13 protein-coding genes are annotated in these 12,269 nt (G+C 51.2%); all 13 read right to left on the reverse strand.

Annotated features, from left to right (window positions below; translation table 11 throughout):
- Positions 1-342 precede the first annotated feature (342 nt).
- Positions 343-1,860 carry a lysine--tRNA ligase gene (gene lysS / locus ACAN56_RS33370; protein ID WP_156130789.1) on the reverse strand — a complete coding sequence of 506 codons (1,518 nt, stop codon included), beginning with the start codon at positions 1,858-1,860 and terminating at the stop codon, positions 343-345.
- Positions 1,861-2,117: 257 nt separating this feature from the next.
- Entirely contained in the window at positions 2,118-2,597 is a 480-nt protein-coding gene (gene greA / locus ACAN56_RS33375) for a transcription elongation factor GreA (RefSeq protein ID WP_038584463.1), read from the reverse strand.
- Between the two features lie 203 nt (positions 2,598-2,800).
- Positions 2,801-3,817 carry a tRNA dihydrouridine synthase DusB gene (gene dusB / locus ACAN56_RS33380; protein ID WP_038584461.1) on the reverse strand — a complete coding sequence of 339 codons (1,017 nt, stop codon included), beginning with the start codon at positions 3,815-3,817 and terminating at the stop codon, positions 2,801-2,803.
- A 43-nt stretch (positions 3,818-3,860) separates the two neighbouring features.
- Positions 3,861-4,070: a helix-turn-helix domain-containing protein gene (locus ACAN56_RS33385; RefSeq protein ID WP_038584458.1), complete on the reverse strand. Its 210-nt coding sequence runs from the start codon at positions 4,068-4,070 to the stop codon at positions 3,861-3,863.
- Positions 4,022-4,573: a 2-amino-4-hydroxy-6-hydroxymethyldihydropteridine diphosphokinase gene (folK, locus tag ACAN56_RS33390; protein ID WP_379148169.1), complete on the reverse strand. Its 552-nt coding sequence runs from the start codon at positions 4,571-4,573 to the stop codon at positions 4,022-4,024. The genes ACAN56_RS33385 and folK overlap by 49 nt, the downstream gene beginning before the upstream one ends.
- A gap of 10 nt (positions 4,574-4,583) precedes the next feature.
- Positions 4,584-4,946 carry a dihydroneopterin aldolase gene (gene folB / locus ACAN56_RS33395; RefSeq protein WP_038584452.1) on the reverse strand — a complete coding sequence of 121 codons (363 nt, stop codon included), beginning with the start codon at positions 4,944-4,946 and terminating at the stop codon, positions 4,584-4,586.
- Positions 4,947-4,994: 48 nt separating this feature from the next.
- A complete protein-coding gene (gene folP, locus ACAN56_RS33400) occupies positions 4,995-5,852 on the reverse strand; it encodes a dihydropteroate synthase (protein WP_379148172.1) in 858 nt (285 codons plus the stop codon).
- Positions 5,849-6,730 (reverse strand): aminotransferase class IV, encoded by an 882-nt coding sequence (locus ACAN56_RS33405; protein ID WP_379148175.1) that lies wholly within the window; start codon positions 6,728-6,730, stop codon positions 5,849-5,851. Before ACAN56_RS33405 ends, folP begins: the two co-directional genes overlap by 4 nt.
- On the reverse strand, positions 6,727-7,308 hold the full coding sequence (gene pabA / locus ACAN56_RS33410; RefSeq protein ID WP_379148179.1) for an aminodeoxychorismate/anthranilate synthase component II: 582 nt from the start codon (positions 7,306-7,308) through the stop codon (positions 6,727-6,729). The genes ACAN56_RS33405 and pabA overlap by 4 nt, the downstream gene beginning before the upstream one ends.
- Positions 7,305-8,930, reverse strand: a complete 1,626-nt coding sequence (locus tag ACAN56_RS33415; RefSeq protein WP_489685714.1) for an anthranilate synthase component I family protein — start codon at positions 8,928-8,930, stop codon at positions 7,305-7,307. The genes pabA and ACAN56_RS33415 overlap by 4 nt, the downstream gene beginning before the upstream one ends.
- 324 nt (positions 8,931-9,254) lie before the next feature.
- A complete protein-coding gene (gene cysK / locus ACAN56_RS33420) occupies positions 9,255-10,193 on the reverse strand; it encodes a cysteine synthase A (protein WP_038584437.1) in 939 nt (312 codons plus the stop codon).
- A 203-nt stretch (positions 10,194-10,396) separates the two neighbouring features.
- The gene (locus ACAN56_RS33425; RefSeq protein WP_379148185.1) at positions 10,397-11,341 is read right to left on the reverse strand and encodes a peptidyl-prolyl cis-trans isomerase; all 945 of its coding nucleotides are present in this window, start codon (positions 11,339-11,341) and stop codon (positions 10,397-10,399) included.
- An 8-nt stretch (positions 11,342-11,349) separates the two neighbouring features.
- The gene (gene hslO, locus ACAN56_RS33430) at positions 11,350-12,234 is read right to left on the reverse strand and encodes an Hsp33 family molecular chaperone HslO (RefSeq protein WP_038584434.1); all 885 of its coding nucleotides are present in this window, start codon (positions 12,232-12,234) and stop codon (positions 11,350-11,352) included.
- Positions 12,235-12,269: the final 35 nt, after the last annotated feature.

Genomic DNA, 12,269 nt, shown 5'->3' on the forward strand with positions numbered 1-12,269 from the left:
CATACTCACTCGTTGTTCAGTTTTCAAAGATCAAGCTCGTTGTCAGTGTCGATTATCTCGTCACCAGCAACTCTTATAATATATCACATCCAACCGATCAACGCAAGCTCTTTTTTTCAACTTCTTTTTCGAGCCCGGCGTTGATGTTTCGCGGCCAGAAATAGAATATATCATGTATGGTTCTACATTGCAAGCATTATTTTAAATTAAGTTGGATGCACCGCTTCCCGCATACCCCGTAATCCGTTACACCACTTCTAAGCCATCATTCTAAACCCACAGAGCCAAGGAACTGCTGTACAATACAGCGCCCCTTGGCTCTGTGAAATAGAACAATTGAAATTATTCAGTCTTGTTGCGCATATGCGGGAACAGCAGAACATCACGAATTGAGGCAGCATTGGTCAGCAGCATGATCAGACGGTCTACACCGATTCCCAGTCCGCCTGTAGGAGGCATACCATATTCCAGAGCACGGATGAAGTCATCGTCCATCTCATGGGCTTCATCATTGCCCTGCTCCTTCTCCTGAATCTGCGCTTCAAAGCGCTGACGCTGATCAATCGGGTCGTTCAGCTCACTAAAGGCATTCGCGTGCTCGCGTGCGACGATAAACAGCTCAAAGCGGTCGGTAAACCGCGGGTCTTGATCGTTCTTTTTGGCCAGCGGCGAGATTTCAACCGGATGACCCATTACAAATGTAGGCTGAATCAATGTTTCCTCAACAAACTGCTCAAAGAAGGCATTCAGGATATGGCCGAAGGTCATATGCTTTTCAACCGGTACACGGTGCTCCTTGGCCAAACGCTGTGCTTCTTCATCCGTCATTTGAACGCCAAAGTCGACACCCGTCACTTCTTTGACGGCATCAACCATGGTCACACGGCGCCATCCTGGCGAGAGGTCTACTTCCTGGCCTTGATAGTTGATCTTCTGGCTGCCAAGAACCTCCTGGGCGATATGGGCGATCATGCTCTCGGTCAAATGCATAATGTCCTTGTAGTCGGCATAAGCCTCATACAGCTCGATCATGGTGAACTCCGGATTATGACGCGTCGAAATGCCCTCATTGCGGTATACACGGCCGATTTCATAAACTTTTTCGAGTCCGCCGACAATCAGACGTTTCAGATGCAGTTCAATCGCAATCCGCATATACAGCTGCATATCCAGCGTATTGTGGTATGTGATGAACGGACGTGCAGCGGCTCCGCCGGCAATCGCATGAAGTGTTGGGGTTTCAACCTCAAGGTAACCAAGGGAATCCAGGTAACGGCGCATCGACTGGATGATCCGTGAACGGGCAATAAAGGTCTGCTGTACTTCAGGGTTAATGATCAGATCTACATAACGCTGGCGGTAGCGCAGCTCAACATCCTTCAGGCCATGGTACTTCTCAGGCAGCGGCAGCAGAGATTTGGACAAAACCTCAAGATTGGACACTTTAATAGAGGTTTCGCCAGTCTTGGTTTTGAACACGATACCACGCACTCCGATAATATCGCCCAAATCGAGAACATTAAAGGCTGCGTATTGTGCCTCAGGGATGCTGTCCTGGCGCACATAAATTTGGATTTTTCCGCTAAGATCCTGGATGTGGGCAAAACTTGCCTTACCCATGACACGTTTAGCCATAATCCGACCGGCAATGCTGACTTCCAGAGCCAGCTCGTCCAATTCCTCTTTTGTTTGTCCGTCATACTTAGCCAGAAGGTCCCCGGCACCTGCTGTGCGGTCATATTTTTTGCCAAACGGGTCAATTCCCAGTGCCCGCAGCTCGTCCAATTTAGCACGGCGAATCTGCAACAGCTCACTAAGCTCTTTTTCCGTGGTTTCCACGGTGTTCATTTCCTCAGTCATGTTCCTCATCCTCTCTAATGCCTCATGTCATATACACAAGAAGAAACGGCTCCACCCTCATAATTGAGGGCAGTCCGTTCCAGTACAAAATATAAGCTATATGTGTTCAGCCATATTTTTCGGGCGGTATCTCTTCTTTATTTAGAAAAAAGCTTCCCTAAGGAAGCTTTCCGGGCCCTGTTCCTTCTTCTGCCAGTGCAGTGCAGTTCTCTGTGCGAGGGCAGCATGTCTATTCACAGGCGTAAAGCGCCTGTAGATTACTTCATTCGGATATCAAGAATTTTATATTGAATGACTCCTGCAGGTACACTAACATCTACAACAGTGCCGATTTTCTTACCGATAATAGCTCTGCCTACCGGGCTTTCATTGGAGATTTTATTGTTAAGCGGGTCGGATTCGGCTGTACCAACGATTGTGTATTCCATCACATCGCCATATTCCATATCTTCAACGCTTACAGTAACCCCGATACTTACCACATCGGTAACGATCTCATCGCTATTGATGATGCGCGCGTTGCGGAGCATTTTTTCCAAAGTGATAATACGCCCTTCGATAAAGGCCTGTTCATTCTTCGCGTCCTCATATTCGGAGTTCTCGCTGATATCTCCGTAGCCAATCGCCACTTTAATCCGTTCGGCCACTTCGCGGCGTTTCACGGATTTGAGGGTCTCCAGTTCTTCTTCCAGACGCTTAAGTCCGTCCGGCGTAAGGATGACTTCTTTATCGCTCATCTCAACCGATTCTCCTGTCGTATACATTTATTGAAAACACCATACTATATGCGAATCCAGAGGGATAAGAACCCTCCATGCTGCATTGCCCTTGCTGTAACGGCGATTTTATACTGTGAAATTATATTGGAACCGCTACAAAATGTCAATGACGCCCCATATAATGTTCCGGTGTTATCTCTTAAAGCCAGTGGAGACGGTGATTAAACTGCCGAGAGAGACGGATTACGGTCCTCTTGTTCTTCTTCATCTTTAAGCTGTACGACAAAATCATTCAAGATCCGCACCATTTCATCGCGTTTGGTTTCTTCCATAATGACATCCTTTACGCGGGCAGCAGCCTTAAGACCTTTTAAATACCAGGCTAGATGCTTACGCATTTCACGAACTGCTACCGCCTCGCCTTTAAGGGCCACCAAACGGTCCATATGAAGAATCGCCACTTTGATCTTCTCTTCCGCTCCGGGTTCAGGCGTCAGCTCACCTGTGCTCAAATATTGAATGGTCCGGTAAAGCATCCATGGATTGCCCAGCGCGCCGCGTCCAATCATCACCCCGTCGCAGCCGGTCTGATCCAGCATCGCCCGGGCATCCTCAGGTGTGTTAACGTCGCCGTTGCCGATGACAGGGATCGAAACAGCCTCTTTAGCCATTTTAATATACTTCCAGTCGGCATGGCCGGTGTAGAGCTGCTCACGGGTACGTCCATGCACACTGACAGCCTGGCCTCCGGCACGTTCCACTGCGCGGGCATTCTCTTCTACAAAGATATGCTCGCTGTCCCAGCCGATCCGCATTTTTACGGTAACCGGCTTGTCAACGGCTTCTACAACCGCCGAGACCATCTCGTAGATTTTGTCCGGATTCAGCAGCCAGCGGGCCCCGGCATCACATTTTGTTACTTTCGGTACGGGACACCCCATATTAATGTCGATAATATCGGCATTGGTCTCCTTATCCACAACTTTGGCCGCCTCAACGAGCGACTTACGGTCTCCGCCAAAAATCTGCAGGCTAAGCGGCTTCTCCCGTTCATCCACGAACAGCATCTCACGCGTACGCGAATTGCCGTGCAGAATAGCTTTGTCACTGACCATTTCCGCACATACCAAGCCGGTGCCGAATTCTTTTGCAATCAGCCGGAACGCCGGATTACATACACCGGCCATAGGGGCCAGAACGACCTGATTCTTCATCTCAATGCCGCCAATTTTCAGCACATTTCTTCACTTCCTTTAGTTCTATTTATGAATGGATGTCTGCCTAAGTAGAGGGATTGGCCAACTCTTCGACCGAAACCTCAAGAACATCCGCAATTTTATTTAAAATTTTATCTTCCAAATGCCGGTTTCCCCTCTCGACTGCGCCTAGCACAGCCAGTGAAATTCCGACAGAATCCGCCAACTCTTGCTGGGTGTATCCTTTCAGCTTTCGGAATGCTCTGACCCGCGTTCCCATACGTTTGATGTCCACAAGCGCATTCCTTCCTTTCCGTCTATATCCTGCAGCGCTGCTGTAATGATTCCCCGGAGTCCGGAAGAATCCTCATCCAGCAGTACGATGTCACTGAGCGGAAACAGCACAAACACCCGTTCCAGCATCCGGGGATGCGGAAGCGTTAAATCTGCCGTATCATAGCTCTGTCCTTCTACCCACAATAAATCAAGATCCACTGTTCTCGGGCCATAACGGATATCACGAACCCGGCCTAGCTGTGCTTCAATATCGAGCATCACATGAAGCAAGTCCTCCGGCGCAAGCGTGGTGCGGAGGGCGGCCGCCATATTCAAAAACTGCGGCTGGTCGAGATAGCCGACAGGCTCTGTCTCATATACGTTGGAGCAGCGTACAACTTCAATCCCGTCATAATGATCCAGCCTGTTCAAAGCTTCCTTCAAGGTGCCTTCGCGGTCACCCAAATTGGCCCCTAAAGCAATATAAGCCTCTGATACCTCAGAGGTGGAGTGTATAGTCATGGGCCCTGTCTCACTTTCTCGTTCTATGCAGTTCTACAGTCACTCCCTGAAAATGAATGTCGAACGGCGGATGCGGCTTGGTTACTTTGACTGTTACTGCATTGATAATAGTATAAGTGTCCAGTACTGAGGATGCAATATGTTCCGCCAAAGCTTCAATCAGCTTAAAGGACTTTGTTTCGACAATTTTTTTGACGAGCGCATGCACTTCGGCGTAATTTACGGTTTGGTCCAGATCATCCTGAAGACCAGCCCCCTGCAGATCAAGCTCCAGCTCCAGGTCAATATAGTAACGTTGTCCAAGCTTGCGTTCCTCTTCGAACACACCATGATATCCATAATACTCCATGCGGTGCAGCTTCATTTTATCCATCCTGATACCTGCTTTCTAATACAAAATAGTTCGTTCAGCAATAGCCATCTATTCATGCAACCGCGGAGAGGCGGCATAGAGCATCGCATCACACATAAGTACGGTACGTTTCATCGTGGCCACATCATGCACCCGCACAATCTGGCAGCCTTGGGCAATGCCGAATGCAACGGTAGCGGCGGTTCCCTCCATCACATCATCAGACGGGAGGTCCAGCACGGTACGGATGAATTTTTTGCGGGAAGTGGCAAGCAGCAGGGGATAACCCAGCATCGCCAGTTCATCCAGTACCATCATCGCCTGCAAATTCTCCGCATAATCCTTGGCAAAGCCAATGCCTGGATCAAGGATGATATTATGCGGCTTCACCCCGGCCTCCAGCGCCAGGTTGATGCTGTCATTGAGGTCAGCCGCCATATCCGTGGCCAAATTCTGATAATTCCGGTCGTGGCGGTTGTGCATCAAAATAATCGGACAGTCCGCCTCAGCAGCCGCAGCTGCCATATCAGGATCGGCTTTGCACCCCCAGATATCGTTGATGATATGCGCCCCTGCCCGAATCGCCTGACGTGCCACCTCCGCCTTATAGGTATCTATGGATAATATCAACTGAGGTGCAGCGCGGTGGATACTCTCAATAACAGGCAGTACACGGGCCAGCTCATCTTCCAGACTCACCGGTTGATGGCCGGGACGGGTTGACTCTCCGCCTATATCGATAATATCGGCACCTTCAGCAGCCATTTGCAGCGCATGCTTTACCGCTTGATCCGGTTCATTCCATAGTCCGCCATCAGAGAAGGAATCCGGGGTTACATTTAAAATGCCCATAATTAACGTTCGGTCACCAAGGATCAGCTCGCTGTTGCTCCAGCGGTAGGTCCGCTTATAGATTACGGGTCTCATACCGGCTCTCCCGTCCTTTCCCTGTATAAAGTAATCAATTGCGCCGTGTGTGCCCCGCAGCGCCCTGTGCCTACAGTCAGCGCCTCATCACCGTGCCACAGTGTGGTAACCGGGACAATCTCCTGCACCGAATTGGTGAGAAACACCTCATCGGCAGCCTGAAGCTGTTCCCAGCGGTACAATCCCTCTTCCACACGGAGTCCGGCGGCAGGAGCCAGCTTAAGGACCATTTCCCGGGTAATTCCCGGAAGGATGCCTGTGGCCAGGTCAGGCGTATGCAGCACCTTATTGCTGATGAAAAAAATATTGCTCACAATTCCCTCAGCAATATTCGCTTCTGCAGTCAGCATAAGCCCTTCCGTGCCGCCGGCCGCAGAGGCATATCCGGCAAGCTCCCGCTTGGCCAGTATATTGTTCATATAGTGGAGTGACTTCAGCCTTACCGGTCCTTCGGGGGTATTACGCCGCAGCTGCAACAGCTGCAGCCCTTTGCCTTCGCTGTAGAGCGCGGCTGGCTGGCGCGGCAATTCTTTGATATAGAGCAAATGATTCGGGCGGCTATAGTCACCAGCCGGAAGGCCAAGAATGTCCTCCCCGGCTGTAACTGTATACCGTATATAGGCGTCCTTCAGTTCGTTTTTGTCCATCAGCCGTGTGATCCAGTCCCGCAAGGACGCTTCATCCGGTTCAAACGGAATTCCTAGCTGCCTGCAGCCCTCAGCCAGTCTGTCCAGATGACGGCGCAGCAGGAAGGGCACACCGTTATAGGTGCGAAAGGTTTCAAACAAGCCCATACCGTATAAAAAACCGTGATCCAAGGTGGAGACCACGGCGTCTTTAGCCTCAACTACGCTTTTGTTGAGCCCTATATATTTCATGCCGTTTCCCCGGCTCTCCGTTTCAGGAAGTTGCGCAACATGATGTGCCCATGATCCGTAATGATCGATTCAGGGTGGAACTGCACGCCTTCAATCGGGTACTCTTTATGGCGCAGCGCCATAATCTCACCTTCCGCAGTCTCGGCTGTAATCTCCAGACAATCCGGCAGACTCTCACGCTCTACAATCAGGGAATGATAGCGGGTTGCGGTAAAGGGAGATTCCAGTCCTTCAAATACGGATGTGCCGTGATGGTGAATCGGCGATGTTTTGCCATGCATCAGACGCTCCGCACGGATAACATTGCCGCCAAAGGCCTGTCCGATAGCCTGATGTCCGAGACAGACTCCAAAGATCGGTATGACCCCCTTGAAATGCTGCAGCACTTCCAGACTGATGCCGGCTTCGTTCGGCGTACAAGGTCCGGGAGAGATCAAAATATGGTCCGGAGCCAGCGCCTCTATCTCCTGAATGCTGATTTCATCGTTGCGGAATACTTTCACTTCTTCCCCCAGCTCACCCAGGTATTGCACCAGATTGTACGTAAAGGAATCATAATTATCGATGACCAAGATCATTGTATTGCTCCCCCTTCGGCGCCGCCGGTCGTCCGCAATTCCTGCTGATGCTCACTGCAGAGAACCGCCTTCACAACCGCTTTGGCTTTATTATGGCATTCCCGGTATTCGCGGTACGGATCGGAATCAATCACAATGCCCGCGCCCGTCTGAATATATCCGACTCCGTCCTTCACTGCCAATGTTCTTATAATAATATTTAATTCCATATTGCCGTTATAGTCAATCCAGCCCAGTGATCCAGTATATGGACCACGCCGTACCGGCTCCAGTTCCTCGATAATTTCCATTGTCCGCACCTTGGGTGCGCCGGTAATCGTACCGCCGGGGAACAAGGCGGCCATGACATCATAAGCATCCTTGCCGGGGGCGATGCTGCCCTCGACCTGCGAGACGAGATGCATGACATGCGAGTATCGCTCCACGGTCAGCAGCTCCGGCACGCTGACCGATCCATAGGCCGCGACACGGCCGATATCGTTTCTCTCCAGATCGACAAGCATAATATGCTCGGCGATCTCCTTCTCGCTCCCGCGCAGCTCCGCCTCCATGGCGGCATCCTCCGCGGGAGTCAGGCCCCTGCGCCGGGTACCGGCAATGGGGCGGGCGCTGACCTTGTCCCCGTGCAGCTTGACCAGCAGCTCTGGCGAAGCGCTGGAGAGCGCGAAGCCGGGCGAGCGCAGCAGCCCCATGTACGGGGACGGGTTGAGCTTGCGCAGCCATTCATACACATCCTCCGGCGAGGAATTCAGCTGCGCCTCCTGGCGCAGCGACAGGTTGACCTGGAATACATCCCCCTGGCGGATGTATTCCTGAACGTCAAGCACAGCCTGCTGGAATTGCCCGGGCGAGAAAGCAGAGGTCATGCCTGGCCATTCACCGGACAGGTCGGCGCTTGATTCAACAGCAGCGATAATCCCACGTTCCTCTTCGCGGTCTTCTCCCAGGCCAGGAGCAGAGCAGATCTGATGCCACTGTTCCACCATGCCTTCTGCCCGGACGATTGCGTCTTGATACAGTGACTTTAGAGCGGCCAGCTCAGACGAACTGGCCGCAGCAACCGGCACATGCACGATGGAATAGAGCGTGTTCTCAAGATGGTCATAGATCCACAGCTCTTCCAGCCGCATGAAGAGATAGTCCGGAAATCCGGGATCATCCTGGGCAAGCACAGGGAGCTGCTCCAGAGAACGGACTACGTCATAGCTGAGGAACCCCGCACAGCCTCCACGGAACGGGGGCAGGCCGGCAACCTGCAGTTTGGGTGAGGAGAAGCCGCTCATCCAGTTTTGCAGCACTTTCAGCGGCTCTCCCTGCAGCTCCACAGCTTGCGGCACAGGTTCATTCGTTCCCGCTGCCTCCGGGGACAAGCTGAGCACCTCGGCATCCCCGCCTTTTCCTTTTAGTACTGAAACGGGCTGCAACCCCAAGTATGTGTATCGTCCGCCTTTCCCGCTCTCCAGCACCACTGAATAGGGGGAGGCCAGCTGCCAGGCCTTCATCCAGGAAGAGGGCAAGCCCTCCTTGTCCTGCGGTGATTTTATAATTAAAGGGAGGAGGCTCCAGTCCTCTTGTGCCCACTGCTCCCAATCCTGCCAAGCCGTTATGATTTCCAAAGCCATCCTCCTAAAAGTTTTGTGAAGTCTGCGCTTCTTGAATTTGCTTCGTAACAAAACTTGCTTCGTAAGCATTCGCTTAAGTTCTATGAAGCTGCGCTTCTTGCATTTAGCAATCTAAAGTTTATTGCCTGTCAGTATACTGTACTTCGTGCTGCTTTGAAAAGCCTGAACCATGGATTTTCTGAAAAAAACCGTTTCAACTGACTCCAGCCTCATCTGCTGTGGAAGCACAGGAAAGATTATATCTTTCATCATGCACAAAAAAGAGCCTTCGTTATCCCTGTCTTAGCGGATGCGAGGACTCTTAGTCATTTGCTTTGCCAGCAATTATGCTTCGAAGTTATACAGCGGTGTGCTCAAGTAGCGTTCGCCGTTACTTGGGATGATCACAACTACTTTTTTGCCTGCGCCCAGTTCCTTAGCTACTTTAAGAGCCGCGAATACAGCTGCACCGGAAGAAATACCGGACAACACGCCTTCCTCTTTAGCCACACGACGGGCAGTTTCAAATGCTTCATCGTTCTCTACGTGAATGATCTCATCGTAAATGTCCTGGTTGAGGATTTCAGGAATGAAGTTTGCGCCAATCCCCTGAATTTTGTGAGGTCCTGGTTTGCCGCCGGCCAGAATTGGCGAAGCAGCTGGTTCTACCGCATAAATCTTCACATCAGGATATTGACCCTTCAACACTTCACCTGCACCGGAGATAGTTCCCCCTGTACCCACACCAGCGATGAAAGCATCCAGCGGTCCACCAATGGATTCAATGGCTTCCACGATTTCCGGGCCGGTTGTTTCAAGGTGGATTTTCAAGTTGGCTTTGTTCTTGAATTGTTCAGCCAGGAAGAAGCTTGGGTTCTCGCTTAAGATCTGCTCCGCTTTCTTAACCGCACCGTTCATACCTTCCGATCCTGGAGTCAGCACCAGCTCTGCGCCGTAAGCACGCAGCAGATTGCGGCGCTCAAGGCTCATCGTTTCCGGCATAACAATAATAGCCTTATAACCTTTGGCTGCAGCTACAAGCGCAAGGCCAATACCTGTATTGCCGCTGGTTGCTTCTACAATCGTGCCGCCTGGTTTCAGAAGACCTTCCTTCTCAGCCTCTTCTACAATACTGAGGGCAATGCGGTCTTTAACGCTGGAGCCCGGGTTTTGGTATTCCAGCTTCAAATAAATTTCCGCTGATCCTTCAGGAACAATACGATTGAGACGAACGAGCGGTGTGCCTCCGATCAAATCTGTTACACTGTTGACGACTTTAGCCATGAGTAAAAACCTCCTTGGAATGATAAATGATATATATGGGTGCATAACTTGTGACATACATAAGTCTTCAGCTTGTAATTCCGGGTGTGCACCAGGAGATTCAACACCGCAGCGCCAAGTTATAGCGCTGTTCCGCGGCCAATATGATCTGCCGCCATCTATTTCCGACTAAAACAGTAGGTTTTACATTTAATTTCATATTATCAATCTTGCAGGCTGTTGTCAATATATATCGCTGTATCATATTTAGTGCGCAAATCACTCTCCACCTGCTGTAATGGAGCCGCCTGCTCCAGTGCCAGCTCCCGGCGAACCTGCTCACGGATTTCCGTCTGATCCTGGCTTTTGGGATCATTCATTTTCTCCAGCCGGATAATGGCATAATCATCGCCCGTCTGCAGGGGGCCTGCGATATCCCCTTCGTCCAGCTGCGCTGCCGTCTTCAGCAGATCTTCCGGCCAAAAGGGATCCTCCTCCTCCACGGTTCCGATGCTGCCGCCTCGTCCCCGGCTTTCCTCATCTATGGATAATTCCTTGGCAAGTGCAGCAAAGTCCTCTCCTTGCTCCAGCCGGTCCATTACAAGCTCAGCTTCGCTGTAGGTGGCCACCTTGATTATCGAGAGCTGCATTTCTTTCCTCGGTGTGAACCGCTCGGAATTCTCCGCTAAATAATTATCAATTTCCGCATCAGTAATGGTAATGCCTGCAGTTGCAACTGCCTGAAGAGTCAGACGATACACCGCTTCTTCACGCACTTCCTGACGGGAAAGTCCCAGCTCCGACTGCATCTGGGTATAGTATTGCTCTTCCGAACCGTAACCGGTCATGCTGCGCTTCAATTCCTGCTCAATCTCCTCATCTGTCACAGCAACACCAAGAGCCTTGGCCTCTTTGTCGACTACAATATGATTAAGCATGCCCAGCAGCACATCATTACCGTACTTTTTTTTGAGTTCATCCACCCAGGCTTGATCCGTTACCGGTTGGCCTCCCGCAGAGGCGATGTCCGAGGACTCGCCGTCCGCCGGCTCTCCTTTAAGAATGGACATCGCCCGCAAACTCCAGAATAAAAGACCTCCGAGCATCAAAGTCGCGACAGCCAGTAGAATAACGGCATTGCGCAGCGCGCGCTCCTGTCTTGTCATCATCCCCAGCCCTACGATTTCGCTTGATCCAGGATAACCTGCAATTCATCCTTATTAAAAACATAGGCTTCGTTGCAAAAATGGCAGACAACCTCAGCCTGATCATCTTCTTCAATCAAACGTTCCAGCTCTTTCTCACCCAAGCTGACCAGTGTCTGCTCCACCCGTTCACGCGAGCATTGGCAGACAAATTTGATATCCAGCTCATCCATAATCACTGCATCCGGTAAAAGATAACGGAGCATCTCTTCGGGTTCCAGCCCCTCTTCCAGTAAAGCGGTTACTGAAGGCAGCGACCCTACCGCCCGCTCAATCTCGGTGATCTCTTCATCCGTAAGCCCTGGAAGCAGTTGTACAATAAATCCTCCGGCTACGCGCACGGAGTTATCGGTTTCAACCAGCACACCAAGACCCACCGCAGCCGGCGTTTGTTCGGAAACTGCAAAGTAATACGTGAAATCATCGCCGAGCTCACCGGAAATAATCGGCACACTTCCCCGGTAAGGCTCCTTCATGCCTAAATCCTTACTGATATCAATAAACCCTTCCGTACCCACGGCTCCTGCGACATCCAGCTTGCCAAGACTATTGCTCGGCAGATGAACATGCGGGTTGGTCACATAACCGCGTACCTCTCCAAAAGCATTGGATTCTGCAGTAATCTGTCCGATCGGTCCATTGCCTTTGACCATCACGGCGAGTTTCTCCTGACCTTTGAGCATTGCGCCCATCATGGCTGCAGCGGTAACTGTACGGCCCAGTGCGGCTGTAGCCGTTGGATACGTATCATGTCTGCGCCGCAATTCATCAACCAGCGCTGTCGTGCGCACAGCAAAAGCTCTGACTCTGCCATCCAGCGCCGTTCCCCGGACCAGCCGGTCCTTTTTGTTATCCATCGGGTGCATACTCCTCCTATCTCTTGCCCTTTAAG

The sequence above is a fragment of the Paenibacillus paludis genome (assembly GCF_042610515.1).
Classification (GTDB): domain Bacteria; phylum Bacillota; class Bacilli; order Paenibacillales; family Paenibacillaceae; genus Paenibacillus_AQ.

What these genes read in the sequence shown, in the direction of transcription:
- ACAN56_RS33425 (WP_379148185.1), bottom strand. Translation starts at nt 11,341, where the DNA reads ATGATGACAAGACAGGAGCGCGCGCTGCGCAATGCCGTTATTCTACTG.
- pabA (WP_379148179.1), bottom strand. Translation starts at nt 7,308, where the DNA reads ATGATCTTGGTCATCGATAATTATGATTCCTTTACGTACAATCTGGTG.
- folB (WP_038584452.1), bottom strand. Translation starts at nt 4,946, where the DNA reads ATGGATAAAATGAAGCTGCACCGCATGGAGTATTATGGATATCATGGT.
- greA (WP_038584463.1), bottom strand. Translation starts at nt 2,597, where the DNA reads ATGAGCGATAAAGAAGTCATCCTTACGCCGGACGGACTTAAGCGTCTG.
- ACAN56_RS33405 (WP_379148175.1), bottom strand. Translation starts at nt 6,730, where the DNA reads ATGAAATATATAGGGCTCAACAAAAGCGTAGTTGAGGCTAAAGACGCC.
- cysK (WP_038584437.1), bottom strand. Translation starts at nt 10,193, where the DNA reads ATGGCTAAAGTCGTCAACAGTGTAACAGATTTGATCGGAGGCACACCG.
- hslO (WP_038584434.1), bottom strand. Translation starts at nt 12,234, where the DNA reads ATGGATAACAAAAAGGACCGGCTGGTCCGGGGAACGGCGCTGGATGGC.
- ACAN56_RS33415 (WP_489685714.1), bottom strand. Translation starts at nt 8,930, where the DNA reads ATGGCTTTGGAAATCATAACGGCTTGGCAGGATTGGGAGCAGTGGGCA.
- folK (WP_379148169.1), bottom strand. Translation starts at nt 4,573, where the DNA reads ATGACTATACACTCCACCTCTGAGGTATCAGAGGCTTATATTGCTTTA.
- folP (WP_379148172.1), bottom strand. Translation starts at nt 5,852, where the DNA reads ATGAGACCCGTAATCTATAAGCGGACCTACCGCTGGAGCAACAGCGAG.
- lysS (WP_156130789.1), bottom strand. Translation starts at nt 1,860, where the DNA reads ATGACTGAGGAAATGAACACCGTGGAAACCACGGAAAAAGAGCTTAGT.